At 61.5% G+C, this 18,154-nt stretch carries 15 protein-coding genes; 6 read left to right on the plus strand and 9 right to left on the minus strand.

Features of this window, described 5'->3' with window-relative positions; all coding sequences use genetic code 11:
• Positions 1-110: 110 nt before the first annotated feature.
• Entirely contained in the window at positions 111-1,973 is a 1,863-nt protein-coding gene (locus tag ACW9I6_RS14865) for an NAD(P)-binding protein (RefSeq protein WP_457339489.1), read from the plus strand.
• Between the two features lie 361 nt (positions 1,974-2,334).
• Entirely contained in the window at positions 2,335-3,960 is a 1,626-nt protein-coding gene (locus tag ACW9I6_RS14870; RefSeq protein ID WP_457339490.1) for a glucan biosynthesis protein D, read from the plus strand.
• A gap of 45 nt (positions 3,961-4,005) precedes the next feature.
• Here the strand turns inward: ACW9I6_RS14870 and ACW9I6_RS14875 are convergent, their stop codons facing one another.
• From ACW9I6_RS14875 to ACW9I6_RS14900, 6 genes are all read right to left on the minus strand, one after another.
• The gene (locus tag ACW9I6_RS14875) at positions 4,006-4,191 is read right to left on the minus strand and encodes a hypothetical protein (protein ID WP_003209560.1); all 186 of its coding nucleotides are present in this window, start codon (positions 4,189-4,191) and stop codon (positions 4,006-4,008) included.
• A gap of 197 nt (positions 4,192-4,388) precedes the next feature.
• Complete coding sequence (locus ACW9I6_RS14880; protein WP_087695111.1) at positions 4,389-4,925, minus strand: GNAT family N-acetyltransferase; 537 nt, start codon at positions 4,923-4,925, stop codon at positions 4,389-4,391.
• The gene (locus ACW9I6_RS14885) at positions 4,909-5,409 is read right to left on the minus strand and encodes an AAA family ATPase (protein ID WP_177123194.1); all 501 of its coding nucleotides are present in this window, start codon (positions 5,407-5,409) and stop codon (positions 4,909-4,911) included. The genes ACW9I6_RS14880 and ACW9I6_RS14885 overlap by 17 nt, the downstream gene beginning before the upstream one ends.
• Positions 5,410-5,601: 192 nt before the next feature.
• Positions 5,602-6,708, minus strand: coding sequence for an NADH:flavin oxidoreductase/NADH oxidase (locus tag ACW9I6_RS14890; protein ID WP_003209564.1), 1,107 nt, complete (start codon positions 6,706-6,708; stop codon positions 5,602-5,604).
• A 151-nt stretch (positions 6,709-6,859) separates the two neighbouring features.
• Entirely contained in the window at positions 6,860-8,569 is a 1,710-nt protein-coding gene (recJ, locus tag ACW9I6_RS14895; RefSeq protein WP_008438230.1) for a single-stranded-DNA-specific exonuclease RecJ, read from the minus strand.
• A 186-nt stretch (positions 8,570-8,755) separates the two neighbouring features.
• Entirely contained in the window at positions 8,756-9,298 is a 543-nt protein-coding gene (locus tag ACW9I6_RS14900; protein WP_003209567.1) for a YaeQ family protein, read from the minus strand.
• Between the two features lie 145 nt (positions 9,299-9,443).
• On the opposite strand from ACW9I6_RS14900, the gene ACW9I6_RS14905 reads away from it, so the two are divergent.
• Together ACW9I6_RS14905 and ACW9I6_RS14910 are read left to right on the plus strand one after the other, a co-directional pair.
• Positions 9,444-10,643: a CaiB/BaiF CoA transferase family protein gene (locus tag ACW9I6_RS14905; protein ID WP_003209568.1), complete on the plus strand. Its 1,200-nt coding sequence runs from the start codon at positions 9,444-9,446 to the stop codon at positions 10,641-10,643.
• Positions 10,643-11,521, plus strand: coding sequence for a TIGR02285 family protein (locus ACW9I6_RS14910; protein ID WP_177021411.1), 879 nt, complete (start codon positions 10,643-10,645; stop codon positions 11,519-11,521). Before ACW9I6_RS14905 ends, ACW9I6_RS14910 begins: the two co-directional genes overlap by 1 nt.
• Before the next feature lie 171 nt (positions 11,522-11,692).
• Here ACW9I6_RS14910 and ACW9I6_RS14915 read toward each other — a convergent pair whose 3' ends face one another.
• Positions 11,693-11,977 carry a DUF3509 domain-containing protein gene (locus tag ACW9I6_RS14915; RefSeq protein WP_003209570.1) on the minus strand — a complete coding sequence of 95 codons (285 nt, stop codon included), beginning with the start codon at positions 11,975-11,977 and terminating at the stop codon, positions 11,693-11,695.
• A 302-nt stretch (positions 11,978-12,279) separates the two neighbouring features.
• Here ACW9I6_RS14915 and ACW9I6_RS14920 point away from each other — a divergent pair, with 302 nt between their 5' ends.
• Both ACW9I6_RS14920 and ACW9I6_RS14925 read left to right on the plus strand, forming a co-directional pair.
• Positions 12,280-12,480 carry a hypothetical protein gene (locus tag ACW9I6_RS14920; RefSeq protein ID WP_003209572.1) on the plus strand — a complete coding sequence of 67 codons (201 nt, stop codon included), beginning with the start codon at positions 12,280-12,282 and terminating at the stop codon, positions 12,478-12,480.
• Positions 12,481-12,630: 150 nt separating this feature from the next.
• The gene (locus tag ACW9I6_RS14925) at positions 12,631-13,284 is read left to right on the plus strand and encodes a response regulator transcription factor (RefSeq protein ID WP_177040153.1); all 654 of its coding nucleotides are present in this window, start codon (positions 12,631-12,633) and stop codon (positions 13,282-13,284) included.
• On the opposite strand, the gene ACW9I6_RS14930 is transcribed toward ACW9I6_RS14925, so the two are convergent.
• Together ACW9I6_RS14930 and ACW9I6_RS14935 are read right to left on the minus strand one after the other, a co-directional pair.
• Positions 13,253-14,497 (minus strand): EAL domain-containing response regulator, encoded by a 1,245-nt coding sequence (locus tag ACW9I6_RS14930; protein WP_177067673.1) that lies wholly within the window; start codon positions 14,495-14,497, stop codon positions 13,253-13,255. The genes ACW9I6_RS14925 and ACW9I6_RS14930 overlap by 32 nt on opposite strands.
• Before the next feature lie 73 nt (positions 14,498-14,570).
• A complete protein-coding gene (locus ACW9I6_RS14935) occupies positions 14,571-18,152 on the minus strand; it encodes a transporter substrate-binding domain-containing protein (RefSeq protein ID WP_457339491.1) in 3,582 nt (1,193 codons plus the stop codon).
• Positions 18,153-18,154: the final 2 nt, after the last annotated feature.

Below are 18,154 nucleotides of genomic sequence, written 5' to 3' on the forward strand. Positions count from 1 at the left end.
CCCCAAAATCCTGGGAGCGCTTCGCACTCCAGCGGGAGCAAGCTCCCTCGCCACAACGGCCCGCTCCCACAGGGGCTCTCCTAATAACAATAGATAATTCGCAGGTTCCCATGGACATCACCCGCCGCGACTTCCTCAACGGCGTCGCTATCACGATTGCCGCCGGTATGACCCCGCTGCAAATCCTCCAGGCCGCTCCCGATGGCCGCTACTACCCGCCCGCCCTCACCGGCTTGCGCGGCAGCCATGTCGGCTCATTCGAAGTTGCCCACCAGATGGGCTGGGAAAAGAAGGCCTTCGACACCGATAAACTGCCGATCACCGAAGACTACGACCTGGTGGTGGTCGGCGGTGGCTTGAGCGGTTTGTCGGCGGCGTGGTTCTACCGTGAGAAGCACCCGAAGGCGAAGATCCTGATCCTGGAGAACCACGACGACTTCGGCGGCCATGCCAAGCGCAATGAGTTCCAGGCCGGTGGCCGGCTGATCATCGGCTACGGCGGCAGCGAAGCGTTCCAGTCACCGAATCATCTTTACAGCAAGGAAGTAAACGGGCTGTTGAAAAAACTCGGGGTGAACATCAAGCGCTTCGAGACCGCCTTCGACCGCCAGTTCTACCCGGGCCTGGGTTTGTCCCGCGGGGTGTTCTTCGACAAGGAAAACTTTGGCGAAGACAAACTGGTGACCGGCGACCCGACGCCGATGGTCGCCGACGACATCGCCCCGGACCAGTTGCATGCGCGCTCCATCAGCGACTTCATCAATGATTTCCCGCTGCCGGAAACCGACCGTCAGGCGCTGATTGCCTTGCACGTCGCGCCCAAGGATTACCTGCCGGGCAAGACTGCCGAGGAAAAGGCCGAGTACCTCGCGGCCACCAGCTACCGCGATTTCCTGCTCAAGAACGTAGGACTCTCGGAAGGCGCGGTGAAGTACTTCCAAAGCCGCACCAACGACTTCATGGCCTTGAGTATCGACGCGGTGGCGTCGGCTGATGCCTACAGTGTGGGTTTCCCTGGCTTCGGCGGAATGAACCTGGCACCGATCAGCGAAGAAGCCGCCGCAGAAATGGAAGAACCCTACATCTACCACTTCCCCGACGGCAACGCCTCGCTGGCACGCTTGCTGGTGCGCAGCCTGATTCCGGCAGTGGCACCGGGGCACACCATGGATGACATCGTGCTGGCGCCGTTTGACTACGCCAGGCTTGATCAGCCCAGGACGCCGGTGCAGGTGCGTTTGAACAGCACTGCGGTCAGTGTGCGTAACGTCGGTGACGGTGTGCACATCGGCTACAGCCGTGGCGGCCAACTCGCACAGGTACGCGGCAAACGCTGCATCCTGGCCTGCTACAACATGATGATCCCGTACCTGCTGCGCGATCTGCCGGCAGAACAAGCCCAGGCCCTGAGCCAGAACGTGAAGTACTCGCTGGTCTACACCAAAGTGGTGGTGCGCAACTGGACCTCGTTCCAGAAGCTGGGGGTGCACGAGATTTATGCAGCGACCCAGCCTTACAGTCGGATCAAGCTGGATTACCCGGTGAGCATGGGCGGCTACGAGCACCCGCGCGACCCGACGCAGCCGATTGGTTTGCACATGGTGTACGTGCCCACCAGCCCCAACAGCGGCATGAACGGCCGCGACCAGGCCCGCGCCGGGCGGGGCAAGTTGTATGGGCAGACATTTGAACAACTGGAAGCGCAACTGCGGGATCAGCTGCAGCGCATGCTCGGCCCGGGCGGTTTCAACCACCAGACCGACATTCTGGCGATCACTGTCAACCGTTGGTCACACGGCTATGCGACCTTCTCCAACAGCTTGTTTGACGATGCCGATGAAAGCGAAAAACTGAAGGACCTGGCGCGCCAGCCGGTGGGACATGTGAGCATCGCCAACTCGGATGCGGCGTGGAGTGCGTATGCCCATGCGGCGATTGATGAGGCATATCGAGCGGTAGGCGAAGTGGGCTGATCCCGGCATTCCTGAAGGAAGAGATTATTGTGGCGAGGGAGCTTGCTCCCGCTGGGCTGCGCAGCAGCCCCAAACCAGGCGATCGAGATATCCCTGAAGGATCTCGATCGCCTGACCTGGGGTCGCTGCGCGCCCCAACGGGAGCAAGCTCCCTCGCCACACGGTTTCCATAGAAATGTCTTGTTTCATATGCAGCGCCATCAACCCGCCATCAATCATTTTTCCTTCCGCACCGAACCGCTTAAGCTATTTGGCATCTGTTTAATGTCCGTTGCGTTTGGCCGAAGGCATGTCCGAACCGTTTTCCTTGATCCAGCACGTGCCAGGAACGGCGCGGGATTGTTCACGACAGGTTGTATTTATGCACCGCAGGAATTTGCTCAAAGCGTCCATGGCCATCGCGGCTTACACCGGTCTGTCGGCCAGTGGCCTGCTGGCCGCCCAGGCCTGGGCGGGCAACCGCGCCGCTGATGGCGAGGCCCAGGCCTTCGATTTCGAGGCCCTGAAGATCCAGGCCAAGCAGTTGGCAAGCAATCGCTACCAGGACACCAAGCAGGTATTGCCGCCGACCCTGGCGACCATGACCCCGCAGAATTTCAACGCCATCGGCTACGACGGCAAGCATTCGCTGTGGAAAGAATTGAACGGCCAACTGGACGTGCAGTTCTTCCACGTCGGCATGGGCTTCAAGACGCCGGTGCGCATGTACAGCGTCGACCCGAAAACCCGCCAGGCCCGCGAGGTGCACTTCCGCCCTTCGCTGTTCAACTATGAAAAAACCACGGTAGACACCAAGCAGTTGACCGGCGACCTGGGTTTCTCCGGCTTCAAGCTGTTCAAGGCCCCGGAACTGGACCGCCACGACGTGCTGTCCTTCCTCGGCGCCAGCTACTTCCGTGCGGTTGATTCCACCGGCCAGTACGGCCTTTCCGCACGCGGCCTGGCCATCGACACCTACGCGAAAAAGCGCGAGGAATTCCCGGACTTCACCAAGTTCTGGTTCGAAACCCCGGACAAGGACAGCACCCGCTTCGTGGTCTACGCCCTGCTGGATTCGCCGAGCGCCACTGGTGCCTATCGCTTCGATATCGACTGCCAGGCCAACCAGGTGGTAATGGCCATCGACGCCCATATCAATGCGCGTACCGCCATCGAGCAACTGGGCATCGCACCGATGACCAGCATGTTCAGCTGCGGCACCGTTGAGCGGCGGATGTGCGACACCATTCACCCGCAAATCCACGACTCGGATCGCCTGGCCATGTGGCGCGGCAATGGCGAGTGGATCTGCCGCCCGCTGAACAACCCGGCTACCCTGCAATTCAACGCGTTTGCCGACACCGACCCGAAAGGCTTCGGCCTGGTGCAGACCGATCATGAGTTCGCCAGCTATCAGGACACGGTGGACTGGTACAGCAAACGCCCAAGCCTGTGGGTAGAACCTACAACCGCGTGGGGCGAAGGCTCTATCGATCTGCTGGAAATTCCTACAACCGGCGAGACCCTGGACAACATCGTGGCCTTCTGGACCCCGAAGAAGCCCGTCGCTGCCGGCGAATCCCTGAACTACGGCTACAAGCTCTACTGGAGCGCCCTGCCGCCGGTCAGCACGCCACTGGCGCAGGTCAATGCCACCCGTTCGGGCATGGGCGGTTTCACCGAAGGTTGGGCGCCGGGCGAGCACTACCCCGAAGTCTGGGCGCGGCGCTTTGCCGTGGACTTCAACGGCGGCGGGGTGGATCGTTTGCCTGAAGGCACCGGGATCGAGCCGGTGGTGACCTGCTCCCATGGTGAGGTCAAAGACTTCAGCGTGTTGGTACTGGATGCCATCAAGGGCTATCGAATTCTGTTTGACTGGTACCCGACCAGCGACAGCGTCGAGCCGGTTGAACTGCGGCTGTTCATCCGCACCCAGGACCGCACTTTGAGCGAAACCTGGCTGTACCAATACTTCCCACCTGCACCAGACAAGCGCAAGTACACCTGATACCGAACGTTCCCACGCTTGCGTGGGAACGCCCCTTCGGGATTTTCAGAACCGCGATATACTCTTCATCGCCCCGATCAAGTACCGCATCGCCACCTGATCACTCTCGGTCAGGGCGCGGTACTGTTCCAGCAATTGCTCTTCGTCCGAACTCAGGCGCCGGCTGCGCAGCGACATCCTGCGGGCCAGAAAAGACGACAACACCCCCGCTACACCATAAGACTTGGCCATGGACTGTCTCCTCGTATCAATCAACTGCTCCTGGTTGCCCATAACCCCATCCCGCGATGCGACCTGCGAGGATCAACAAGCTGATTTCCTGGGCCAGAAATCATGCTTACCTTAAGCGTAGAAACTATCTTGCCGGGCGTGGGACTTTTTTAGAGTAATCACTTAAAAAAACGCTTGCAGGGCAATGACCTACAGCGTTATCCCACAAGCGGCCGGTACAGGTGGATGTCGTGCGGCTCCTGCTGAAACAGCTCGGGATCCGGCTGCTTGAGCAACCGGCAGCCGAGCCGCAGATAGAACTCCACCGTATTGCGCGATTCCGTGGCCGATACGTACAACGCCTCGGCCCCGGCTGCGCGGGCGTGTTCACAGGCCAGGGCAAACAGCTGGCCACCCAGGCCCAGGCCACGGGCCCCATGGCTCACATGCAGGAATTTGAGCTGGCGCATACGCAGGCCCTGGTTGAGGATAACCCGGTTGTCCACTACCACGGCCGCCAGCAGCTTTGCATCGTCAAACACACCGTGCAGCCACCCGCCGCGCTTCAGGCACGCCTGCAAGGCCACGGCATCCTGCTCGGCTTCGCCTTCGGGCCAGCCGCGCATGTCGTGGTGCTCGGGGTACAGCAGCAACTCCCCGTGCTCCACGCGATAGCACGCCTCGATCCGTTCGGTACGGTCAATCAGCGCCAGCAACGGCAGGTCCTTTTCGGTCAGGTCACACTTGATCAACATGCTGTGCTTCCAAGGGTTGATGGTGAACAAGGTTGAAGCCTTCCGCAGGTGTCGGTGCTTCGAAATAGCCGGTGATCAAGTCGAACTGGGCGTCACTGGTTTCGAACGCGTGGGTACCCTCCGCGTTGCGCGCACGCAGGCGTGCCTTGCAGACCTCGTCCGGCACATCCAGGTAGTGCAATTGATGGTCAGCGCCTGCGCCTTCGAACAATGAGCGCATCCAGCGGCGGCTGGCCAGGGTGTTGGCGGGAAAATCCAGCACCACCGAGACGCCGGCTTTGAGCAACGAGATGATATGGGCCGTCAACGCATCGCGCAGGTGGCCGGTGCAGCGCACGTAGTCGCCCAGAGCCTGGATCTGTCCGGGATAAAGGCGTGACAGCCACTCATCCTCGCTGATCAATACCGTCTGTGGGGCTTGCGACAACTGCTGGGTCAGGGTCGATTTACCGGATGCGATTTTGCCGCAGATCAGGTGCAACATAAGCTTCTCCTTGTGTCGCAGGGCTTGGCCGGTGATCGGCGGGCAATAAAAAACCCGCCGGATCAAGGGCGGGTTTTTCATGCTTTTCCAGCACGCGTCAGCCCACCCTCTCCTGGAGGGTGGGAATAATCGAGGCGTTCAGTAATAGAGTCATAGTTTCGACATTAGCTTCAGGCGTTTTCCTACGCAAGGTTAATCCCGCAAGTCCGACTCATGAATCGGCTGGTCGCGATGCGTAGCCCGCTGATACTGCGCCGGCCAGGTCGCTTTGCGCCCGCCCAGGTCATCGTCGGCATGCAGTGGCCAGTACGGGTCACGCAACAGTTCACGTGCGAGGAAAATGATATCGGCCTGACAGGTACGCAAGATGTGCTCGGCCTGGGCGGGCTCGGTAATCATGCCCACGGTGCCGGTGGCGATTCCCGACTCTTTGCGCACACGCTCGGCAAAGCGGGTCTGGTAGCCGGGCCCGGTAGGAATTTCCGCATTGGCCGCGGTGCCACCCGAGGAGACGTCGATCAGGTCGACGCCCAGGTCTTTCAGGCGGCGCGCCAGTTCGACGGTTTCATCCGGGTTCCAGCCGTCCTCGACCCAATCGGTGGCCGAGACCCGCACAAACAGCGGCAGCTCTTGCGGCCAGGCCTCACGCACCGCCGTGGTCACTTGCAGCACCAGGCGGATGCGGTTTTCGAACGAGCCGCCGTACTGGTCCTGGCGCTGGTTGCTCAGGGGCGAAAGAAATTGATGCAACAGGTAGCCATGGGCGGCATGGATTTCCGCCACTTTGAAACCGGCGGTCAACGCGCGCTTGGCGGCAGCGACGAAGTCAGCGATCACTTGCTGGATCTGCCCTTCATCGAGTTGCTTGGGTGAAGTGTGCTGCGGATCGAAGGCAATCGGCGAAGGGCCCACCGGCACCCAGCCGCCATCTTCCGGCTTGACGCTGCCGTGCTTGCCGATCCATGGCCGGTGCGTGCTGGCTTTGCGCCCGGCGTGGGCCAGTTGAATGCCCGCCACCGCGCCCTGGGCATTGATAAAGCGCGTGATGCGTTGCAGCGGTTCGATCTGTTCGTCGTTCCACAGGCCCAGGTCCTGGGCGGTGATGCGGCCATCGGCAGTCACGGCGGTGGCTTCGGTAAAGATCAGCCCGGCGCCACCGACGGCACGGCTGCCGAGGTGCACCAGGTGCCAGTCATTGGCCAGGCCATCGACGCTGGAATACTGGCACATCGGCGAAACGGCGATGCGGTTGAGCAGGGTCAGTTGGCGCAGGGTATAGGGTTCAAGCAGCAGACTCATGGGGCACCTCTTTTATGCAGTGGGCAGGCTCCAGGGTTCTGTTTGAAAGGTCGACGAAAAACCCGTCCCCGGCGGGCTGAAATAAGACAAGGTCACAAGACCGATCACACAGTGCTTAGAGACTAGTCGACAACAGAGGATTGCACAGGGTTCAGCGCGGCTCGATATGCGCGATCATCAGTTGCACGGTTTCCTGACCACGGAACTCGTTCACGTCGAGCTTGTAGGCCAGTTCCACCCAACGAATGGTGGGGTTGGGCCAGATCTCACGGTCGATGCCGAAAGCAATGCCATCGAGCTTCACCGATCCACACTCGCTCTTGAGCACCACCTTCAGATGGCGCTCGCCGACGACGCGCTGCTCCACCAGTTGGAACACCCCGTGAAACAACGGCTCTGGGAAATGCTGGCCCCACGGCCCGGCGTTACGCAGGGCGCGAGCCAGTTCCAGGTGAAACTCTTCAACCGCCAGGGTGCCGTCGGACAGCAGACGGCCCGTCAGGTCTTCTTCGCGCAGTTGCCGACGCACTTCGGCGTCAAAAGCCTCGGCGAACAGTGGGAAGTTGGCCTCGGGCAAGGTAAGACCCGCCGCCATGGCGTGGCCGCCGTACTTGGCGATCAGCGTCGGATGCTGGCTGGCCACCACGGCCAGCGCGTCACGGATATGAAAACCCGGCACGGAGCGCCCGGAGCCCTTGAGCAGGCCGTCACCGGCGTCGGCAAAGGCGATGGTCGGGCGGAAGTAACGCTCTTTCATGCGCGAGGCGAGGATGCCGATCACGCCCTGGTGCCATTCCGGGTCGAACAGGCACAAGCCATACGGCATCGACTCCACCGGCAAGTCCTTGAGCTGGGCCAGGGCCTCGCGCTGCATGCCTTGTTCGATGGACTTGCGGTCCTGGTTCATGCCGTCCAGTTGCGCGGCCATTTCCCGGGCGGCGGCGAAATCCGAGGTGAGCAGGCACTCGATACCCAGGCTCATGTCATCCAGGCGCCCGGCGGCGTTCAGGCGCGGGCCCAGGATAAAACCAAGGTCGGTGGAGGTGATGCGGGCGTGATCGCGCTTGGCCACTTCGAGGATCGCCTTGATCCCCGGCCGGGCACGACCGGCGCGAATGCGTTCCAGGCCCTGGTAGACCAGGATGCGATTGTTGGCGTCCAGCGGGACCACGTCGGCCACGCTGCCCAGGGCCACCAGGTCCAGCAGTTCGCCGATATTCGGCTGCGGCTTGTTCTCGTACCAACCCAAACTGCGCAAGCGCGCACGCAGGGCCATCAGCACGTAGAAGATCACGCCCACACCGGCCAGGGCCTTGCTGGGGAATTCACAGCCCGGCTGGTTCGGGTTGACGATGGCGTCGGCTGCGGGCAGTTCGTCGCCCGGCAAGTGGTGGTCGGTAACCAGCACCTTGAGCCCCGCCGCTTTCGCGGCCGCCACGCCTTCGACGCTGGAGATACCGTTGTCCACGGTGATCAGCAGCTGTGGCTGGCGCTGCAGGGCCACGGCGACGATTTCCGGGGTCAGGCCGTAGCCGTATTCGAAACGGTTGGGCACCAGGTAGTCGACATGGGCGGCGCCCAACAAGCGCAGGCCCAGGGTGCCCACGGTGCTGGCGGTGGCGCCGTCGGCGTCGAAGTCACCCACGATCAGGATCCGCTGGCGCTGCTCCAGGGCCGTCACCAGCAAGTCCACCGCAGCATCGATGCCCTTGAGCTGCTGATACGGGATCAGCCGCGCCAGGCTTTTATCCAGCTCGGCTTCCGATTGCACCCCGCGTGCGGCGTAGAGACGGGTCAACAACGGTGGCAATTCACCGAGGAATGGCAGGACGGCGGGCAACGGGCGAGGATCGATACGCATGGGGTGACGGAAGCTTCTCTTTAATGTTGAAAATTAGCGGTGATCCCTTGTAGGAGCTGTCGAGCCCCAGCGAGGCTGCGATGGGATCACCTCGGTGTACCTGTCAGACCGCAGCGCCTGCATCGCAGCCTCGCTGAAGCTCGACAGCTCCCACACTCGACCAGCGTCCAATCAGTTATCGACGTTTCAGCCGCGCTCGCCAGCCAGCCATTCCAGCTGGACTTCGTGCTGCCCACGGTCATCGGTCACGAAGATCGTGCCTTCGCTGATCATCACGTCCCACTTGATCACCCGGGGCATGTCCTTGGCCAGCACTTCCAGGATTTCCTGGGGTACGGCGGCGATGCTCACGTTTTTCAGGTTCTTCGCCACCGGCACCACTTTGCCTTCCCAGACGCGCAAGCTGCCGTAGGCCAGCAAGGTCGTGCGTTCGGTACGGCGGGAACACCAGGTCAGGCGGTCCGCGTCCGGCTGGCCGACTTCGATCCAGTGCAGGACGCGATCATCCAGGCTTTTTTCCCACAGCGCCGGCTCGTCTACATCTGACAGGCCACGACCGAAAGACAGCTGCTCGTTGTAGAAAAGCGCGTAGGCCAGCAAACGCACGGTCATGCGCTCTTCGGTTTCCGAAGGGTGGCGGGCGATGGTCTGCTTGACGCTCTCGTACACCGAACGGTCAAGGTCGGTGAGGTTGAGTTCAAACTTGTAGGTCGTGGACGGCTGGGCCATGAACGGACTTCTAGAGACAGGGAAAGGCGGCAAGTCTAACCGATGGCGAGGTGATTCAACGAATACTGCGCTGCATCATCCTTATCACTGCGCCACTCGCCTATGTTAAAAGGCTCACATCCCTGCCCTGCCCGAAAGGTTCCTCATGTCGTTTACCGCCAAACCACTTGCCGGCCTGAAAGTCATCGAACTCGGCACCTTGATCGCCGGCCCGTTTGCGTCGCGCATCTGCGCCGAGTTCGGCGCCGAGGTGATCAAGGTCGAATCCCCGGATGGCGGCGACCCGCTGCGCAAGTGGCGCAAGCTGTATGAAGGCACCTCGCTGTGGTGGTTTGTGCAGGCGCGCAACAAGAAATCCCTGACCCTGAACCTGAAACACCCGGACGGCCTGGCGATCCTCAAGCAACTGTTGGCGGATGCCGACATTTTGATTGAGAACTTTCGCCCTGGCGTGCTGGAAAAGCTCGGCCTGAGCTGGGAAACCTTGCACGCCCTGAACCCGAAACTGGTGATGGTGCGCCTCTCGGGCTTTGGCCAGACCGGGCCGATGAAGGACCAGCCTGGGTTTGGCGCGGTGGGCGAATCCATGGGGGGCCTGCGTTACATCACCGGTTTCGAGGACCGCCCGCCGGTGCGCACCGGGATTTCCATCGGGGACTCGATCGCGGCGTTGTGGGCCGTGATCGGGGCGCTGATGGCCCTGCGTCATCGTGAAGTGAATGGCGGGCTCGGCCAGGTGGTGGATGTGGCGCTGTATGAGGCGATCTTCGCGATGATGGAGAGCATGATCCCGGAGTTCGACGTGTTCGGCTTTATCCGCGAGCGCACCGGCAACATCATGCCCGGCATCACGCCCTCCTCGATCCACACCAGCAAAGATGGCAAGCATGTGCAGATCGGCGCCAATGGCGACGCGATCTTCAAGCGCTTCATGTCGGCCATTGGTCGCGACGACCTGGCCAACGACCCGGCACTGGCCAGCAACGATGGCCGCGACAGCCGGCGCGATGAGTTGTACGGGGTGATTGATCGCTGGGTCAACTCGCTGCCGCTTGAGCAAGTGGTGGAACAGTTGAACAAGGCCGAAGTGCCCGCCAGCCGTATCTACAGCGCGCAAGACATGCTGGGAGACCCGCAATTTCTCGCCCGCGAGATGTTCCTCAAGGCGCAGCTCCCAGGCGGCAAGGACTTCAAGATGCCCGGCATCGTGCCCAAACTGTCGGACACACCGGGCAGCTGTGAGTGGGTCGGACCGCAGTTGGGCGAGCATAACAGCGTGGTGCTCGCTGAATTGGGCTACGACGCGGCCGCCGTTGCCCGCCTGCGTGAGAACGGCGCGATCTGATGGGCCGGCGCTTCATCATTCGACTCTGCCTCCTGGGTTCACTGCTCGGGACTTGGCCACTGTCGAGCCAGGCCCAGGAAACCTTGATCTGGCTGTTGCGTGACCTGCCGCCAGTGACGATTTTCGAAGGCCCGCAAAAAGGCCAGGGCGCCCTCGACCAACTGCTGCCGATACTCGCCGAACACATGCCGGAGTATCGACATCAGATCCTCCACGTGAACCGCGCGCGCGGCATGCAGATGCTCCGCGACCCCGGCACGCTTACCTGCGACCCGTCCCTGCTGTGGACGGCGGAGCGCGCTAAAACCATCGTGTTTTCCGCCCAGGCCTTCGCGGCCGTGAGCAACGGGGTGACGATCCGCCAGGGTCAGCGGGCGCTGCTGGCGCCGTTTGTGGTGGATGGACTGTTCGACCTGGAGGCATTTTTGAATGCACGGGATGCGCGCCTTGGCATCATCGCCGAACGCAGCTACGGCGCCATCATCGATGAAGCGCTGAAGCACACCAGTGCTCACAAACTGGCGCCACATTACGGCAATGACGCCCTCGGCAGCCTGCTGCAGATGCAACGAAAGGGGCGGCTGGAAGCGGTGCTGGGTTACTGGACAGAAGTGCGCTACCAGGCGCTGCAACAAGGCATTGATCCACAGGAGCTGATCTTCTACCCCATCAAAGGCACCCCGCCCTATCAACTGACCCGGATTGCCTGCACGGATAACGCCTCAGGCCGCACGGCTATCGAGCGGATCAATCAGGTGCTGCGCGAGATCCCGCAGGAGCAACTGCGACAGTCCTACGCCTCATGGCTCGACCCGGTCATGCGTGAGCAATACCTGCAAGACCACCCGACGTTTTTCCAGGATGCCCCGAGCCCATGACAAATCGCAGGCAAAAAGAAACCCCGAGCAGTGGGGAGACAACTCGGGGTTAATAAGGGCCTAAAAAGACCAGTAACAACGAGCCACAAGCACCGGAGCACAATGCTTGATCTCGCTGTTACAAAATCTGACTCACCTTGCCGTAGGAAGGTTCCCAACAAAAATAAATCTTCATGCGCAGGCAATCGGCCGAGTCAGGGCCGCATTGCGCAGGGCCGCCATGACCGAGGGTTCCAGGCGTCCTTCGGCAATCATCAAGTCGCGGTGCAAACAGTCCACCACATCCACCAATGCACGCTTGTCGGTCAATTGTGCCTGGTCGACTTCTCGTTCGACCACGATGGCACCGGCCGGATTCTTTACGGTCACCAGGCATTCGCCCTGCACACCCGAAGTGGTCAGCGTGACCTGATAAGGGCTCAGTGCTTCACCGAGCAATAGGCTGATACTTTCCATCTCGATCACCACTCAATAGTTCGGAAACAATCGTGTAAACGGGAGCTGCATCTATCCTAAGTGACTATTTGCGTCGTAGGAAAGTTCGCTTTTTCGTCTTTCAAGGGTTGCCGGGGGATGACGTGTCCAGCATGCGCTTGCAACATGACAAGCAAAAAACGGCAGCACATAACTGCTTACTCAATGAGTTGCCGTTTTGGCGCTGATGCCGAGGGTGAATCCTATACTCGGTGAGTGCTGATCATGCCGGCACATCGATAAACAGCGCATACCAAAAGGCCCCGTTGCGAAGGACGAAGACCATGCTGGAACACGAAAAAGAGCAGGCAATACTAGAGAAGATTCACGCCGACATATCCAGAATTTATGCCGAGCAACGCAAGCTAAACGCAGAGTCCCACAAGATAACCCGAGAGAATTTCTGGTATCCCGTTGGTATCGCCATCGGCTTCTTCACGGCTGTCGGAACCGTAATGGCAGTGGCGCAAAAACTACTCGCCTAAACGATCGCTCCGGCCGGGCCTGCCAGAAACGAAAAACGCCGCTGCCCCACGGACGGGGACGCGGCGTTTTTTACACCTTTGTAAACCGCACCTTCAGACTCTCTCCTGCGTTAACAGGCTAGAATCCCCGAATTACCCCGGGAGCCTGTATTGAACGAAACGTCTGACAAGCCATTGCGCATCGTCCTCGCCGACGACCACCCGATTTTCCTCATCGGTCTGCGGGCGGTCCTGGAACGTGACGAGAGGCTAACCATCGTCGGTGAAGCCAACTCACCCCTGGCCCTTGGCGAACTGCTGCAACGTTGTGCCTGCGACATTCTGGTGACCGACTTCATGATGCCCGCCGAGCCCCAGGCCGACGGCTTGCGCCTGATCGAACAACTGCGCCGGCATCACCCGGGCCTGCCCATCGTGGTGGTGACCATGCTGAACAACGCCGGCCTGTTCCACGCCATCCTGGAGCTGGGTGTCATGGGCCTGCTGAGCAAGGCCAGTCTCGCAGACGAATTGCCTGAAGCAATCCGTCAGGTGCGCCAGCAGCGACGTTATGTGGCCCAGACCATCAGTCAGTCACTGAACCTGGCAGGCGTCGAGCGTGTGCACTCCCAGGATCAACTCTCACCCCGTGAACTGGAAGTCATCCGCCTGCTGGCCGGCGGCCTGACGGTAGGCGAGATCGCCGCGAATCTTCATCGCAGCAAGCAAACCGTCAGTGCACAAAAGGTCAGCGCCATGCGCAAGCTGGGCCTGAGCAACGACGCCGCGCTGTTTATCTATGTGCAGGAACACGGGCTGGCCTAGCCTGAAACGCGATCCACTGCTTGAGCGCCTCGGCGTCCATGGGGCCGGCGATAAAGCAGCCTTGCAACCACGCAGCCCCCAGTTCACTTACCGCGTGATAGTCGGCGGCGCTTTCAACCCCGGTCACCACCACACCCACACCCAGTCGCCTCGCCATGCTCATGGCGCCAGCAACCACTGCCGCCTTGCGATCGTCCCTGGCCATGCCGCTGGCAAACGCCGGCGGGATCTTCAATTCGCTGAAGGGCAATTCCAGCAAGCGTTGCAGGCTGGTGCCGCCCACGCCGAAATCACCGATGGACAGTTTGCACCCCATCATCCGCAAACGCAGCAAGCCGGTGACGTGGGCGCTGTCGGTGTTCAGGCGCGAGGTTTCTACCAGTTCCAGGGTCAGGCCACGGGCGGGCACGCCGTGAAGTTGCAGCAAGCCTTGCAGCACTTGGGGAAAGTGCGGACGCTCCAGCATCCGCCCCGGGATATTCACCGCCACCGGCAGCACCTGCCCGGTTTCGCGCATGACGTGTGCCGCCTGGCCCAGCGCTTGTTCCAGCACGTGCCAGGTAAACGCCTCTTCCATTCCGGCAAACTCCAGCACCGGCAGAAACGCGTCAGGCAACAGCAACTCGCCGTCAGGAAGCTGCCAGCGGGCCAGCGCTTCAACACCTTGCAACGCGCCCGCCTGGCTGACAATGGGCTGATACCAGACCGTGCCGCAGCGGGCGATTGCGGCCTGGCTCAGATCCGCCGAAGGCGGCAACTGCTCGGATTCGCTCAAGTCCAGCAACTGGCGCACCCGCTCCCAGGACACCACCGGCGGCCCGGGCCGCAAGCGTTCCCGGCACGCCTCGAGGACTTTCCCGATCAGCGTTGCCGACGCCGGTTTGGGCAGGCAGCCGAGCACGTTGAGTCCCAACTGTCGGGCCATGTGCGCCACGCCTTCCAGCACATCCGGCTCGGCGTTGCTCAGCAGGATCAATACCTGAGCCTGGCGGCGCTCGGCCATTTCCCGAATCAGCTCAAGGCCATCACCCTGCTCCAGGTACAGATCGCAAATCGCGATGTCCACCGCGCCCTTGCTCTCCAGTGACTGGCGAGCGGCGTCGACCGTTTCGGCCGTGCGTACATTGAATACGCCGTTGGCGTTGAGCATCTGATGCAGGGCCATCAGTTGGAACGGGTTATCTTCGAGGATCAGGACGTTGAGGGAGCGCATGAAAAACGTTACCGGGGAGAAGCGAGGGTGCACAGACTAATAAAAACCCCGCGCCTTCCCCATAGGACATGTCTTATTCGGACGGGTCCAGATAAGCCTCAAGCTCGACCTGGAATTCGATCAATGCTTCGCGCAGCGCTAACCAATGCAGTTCAACCTCAGCGTTGCGCTGCTCCCGAATACACCCTTCCAGCGCCACACAGGCCTTGGCCAGCGGCAGCGCATCCACCAGGCAGCATATGCCCTTCAGGCGGTGCAGCGAGGCGGCCAGCCGGACCTGGTCGTGGTCCGCCATGGCGGAGGCCATCAGGTTATGCTCCTGCTCAAGGCTCCTCGCCAGCTCCTGCAGCATCCGCTGCAAAACCGGTCCGTCGGCCTGGGTCATGGTGCGCAGGGTCTGGATGCTGAAAGAGCGTGCAGGCACGACGCGGGCGAGCACACGCGTCCAGTGCTCAAGGGTCACGGGCTTGACCAGCAGTTCATCCATTCCCGCCTCCCGGCAGCGCTGCTGTTCATCATCCAGGGCATTCGCCGTGCAACCCACCAGCGCCAGGCGTGGCCGTTGCTCCTGTGCTTCAAGCCGGCGGATGGCCTCACTCAAGGCGTAGCCGGACATGCCCGGCATATTGCAATCGGTGACCATGACGTCAAACACCTCATGATGCCAACGCTGCAAGGCCGCTTCGGCCGAGTCGACGGCCACTACTTGATGACCCAGGAACTGCAACTGCTGAACCAGCACCAGCCGATTGGCCGGCAGGTCATCCACCACCAACACCGACAGGTTGCGGCCGGCCACCAGCAGCGGTACACCGGCAGATGCTGGCACGTCGTCGCTGCTGACCCGATCCAGGTACAGGTCGATGCACACCACCGTGCCCTCTCCCACCACGCTGCTCAGGGTGATGCTGCCTCCCATCAATTCCACCAGTTGCTGGCAGATGCTCAAGCCCAGTCCCGTGCCGCCGTGCTCGGCAGCCGTCCGCGCGCTGACCTGGATAAACGGCTTGAACACTCGCGCCTGCTGCTCGACGCCAATGCCCGGCCCGCTGTCCTCCACACACAGCTGCAAATATTCGGCCCCCGCCGGGTCAAACTTGCGCGCAACACTGACCCGAACCTCGCCGCGCGAGGTGAACTTGAGCGCGTTGCCCAACAGGTTATGGATAACCTGACGCAGGCGCAGCGGGTCGAACCAGTAATACCCTTGCGCGCTCGGGTCGAATGCCAGGGTCAGGTGAAGGCCCTTTTTCTGCGCCATGGGTTCGAACAAGCGCTGTATGCCCTCGAAGAAACCTTTCAAGTCAGTGGCCTGCGGCGCCAGTTGCAGATGACCGGCTTCAATCTTGGCCAGGTCCAGGCTGTCGCCCATCAGGGCGATCAACTCACGCGCCGAGCGATGGGCCACTCGCAGGGCTTCAGACACTGTCTTGCCTTCAGCCTGGGCACGCTCCTGCTCCAGCTCGAGCAGACCGATAATGGCGGTCATCGGCGTGCGAATCTCGTGGCTCAGGGTCGAGAGAAACGCGCTTTTTGCGTAGTTCGCTTCGTCAGCGGCCTGCCGCGCATCCATCAGCTGGAGCTCCAGGACCTTGCGCTCGTTGATATCGACCCAGCCACCGAGCAAACCCTGGAGCTGGCCCTTGGCGTCGAAGAACGGCACCGTCCACTGATACACATGAAACGCCCCGCCATTGAACTCCAGCTGCCGGTCGACGAACAGCGACTGCTGGCTCGCCAATTGCTCCATGTGGCCGGCATGCAGGCGCGCGGCCGTAGCGTCAGGCATCAGCCCGCTTTCCATCAGCGTCAGGCCCTGGATCTGCTCGCGCCGGGTGTTCAACTGTTGTTCATAGCTGGTGTTGCAGGTCACCAGGCGTCCTTCCAGATCACGCACAAATACCGGGTTGGGCATGCCGTCCAGCAGCGCGCGCTTGAACGCCAACTGGTCGTTGAGCCGCTGCTCGGCCTGGAGGCGCTGGCGAATCTGGCGCTTGAGCCGGCTGTTCCAGGCCAGGGACACCAGCACAAACAGCAGCGCCATGGCGACCGTCCAGTAGGCCCATGGCGGCACACGCTGCCAGGCCGGCACCGGGACGGGTACGCTCCCCAGCCAACGCAAACGCAGGGCGCTCAGCTCCGCGACCGGCAGCGCTTCCAGCGCCTTGTTCAAAATGCTCAGCAGTTCCGGTTGATCCTTGCGCACCGACAGGCTGTTGGCCGACCACTTGCCCTCGACACTGCGGCCGATGCGCAACTCATCGGCAGGGTAACTCTGCACTTCCACTTCACTCTGGATAGTCGCCGCCGCGCGACCCTGCGTTACCAGCTCACGGGCCTGGACGTAGTTATCCACCGATTGCAGCTTGATCCCGGGGTGCTCGCGACGAATATATCCCTCCAGGACATGGCGTGCCGGCAGCGCCAGCACCTTGCCTGAAAGCTCGCTCAAACTGGCCACTGGCGGTGCGTCAGCGCGCTGGATAAACACCCAGCCTGAGCCCCCGAACCCATGGCTGAAATCGAGAAAGGCCTTGCGCTCCTGATTCTCGGCCAGGGTGGTGTTCATGTCCGCCCTGCCCGTTTCCAGCAACCCCAGGGTCTGTGCCGTGGAGGACACTTCCTCCATCACGAACTGCAGGCCGGTCATGCGTGAAATGCGGTTGAGCAAGTCCACATTCAGCCCCACCCACTGGCCGTCCTTGTCCTTGAATACATAGGGAGACAGTTGCTGGGACGCCACCACCACATGCGGATGCTGAAGTACCCAGGCCCGCTCCGGGGCCGACAAGGCGATGCGCTCGGCGGCAATGCCCACCCCCAGTCCGGTGGTCCAGCGCGCAAGGATCTCCCGCCGCACAGACTCATCAATACTCGCCAGCGCCCGGTCCATCAGCGTCCCCAACAGAGGGTCGGCCTCCCGCGTGGCAAAGGCAAAGCCGATGGGCGCCAGCCGGCTTTCCACCTTGATCTGCAAGCCCAGGTAGGGCCGTAGCGATTTATAGGCGCGCACGATCACTTCGTTGCCGATAAACGCATCGGCATCACCTTGCTTCAGCGCTTCGAGGCCACTGTAGAGATTCGGTGCCAGCATGATGTGGCTGCCGGGATACGCCTGATGGACGTTCTTGACGTTGGCGTAACCGTCCAGCAACACCAGCTTCTTGTCCTTGAGGTCCTCGTTCTGGGTGCTGTCATCCCGGCGCACGACCACCACCGAGCGGTCCGGCATGTAGTCTTCGGTAAAGCGCAACCCCGACACATCACGCTCGTAACCGTTGGCACTGGTGAGAATATCGATGGCGCCGCTCCGCAGGGCCTCCACCGCCTGCGCCCGCTCGGCAAAACCCAGGACTTGCATCGGTGCATGCAGACGCGCGCCGATCAGGCTCAGGTAATCGGCGCTGATGCCCTGGTAGCGATTGCGGTCGCGGGTGATATCGATCGGCTGATAGTCATCAATCGAAATGCCCACTCTCAGTGGCCGATGGGCCGCCAGCCATTGCTGCTCGCTGACCGTCAGGGGCATGGGCTCCAGGGCAATGAACGCCGGCACCAGCTTGAACGGCAGGCTGACAGCCGCGAGGCTTGCCGAACCATGGCCAAGCAGCAGCACACATGCCAGCCACGCGTGTGCTCGGGTCGATAAATACACCG

The sequence above is a fragment of the Pseudomonas sp. SDO5522_S412 genome, assembly GCF_054071215.1.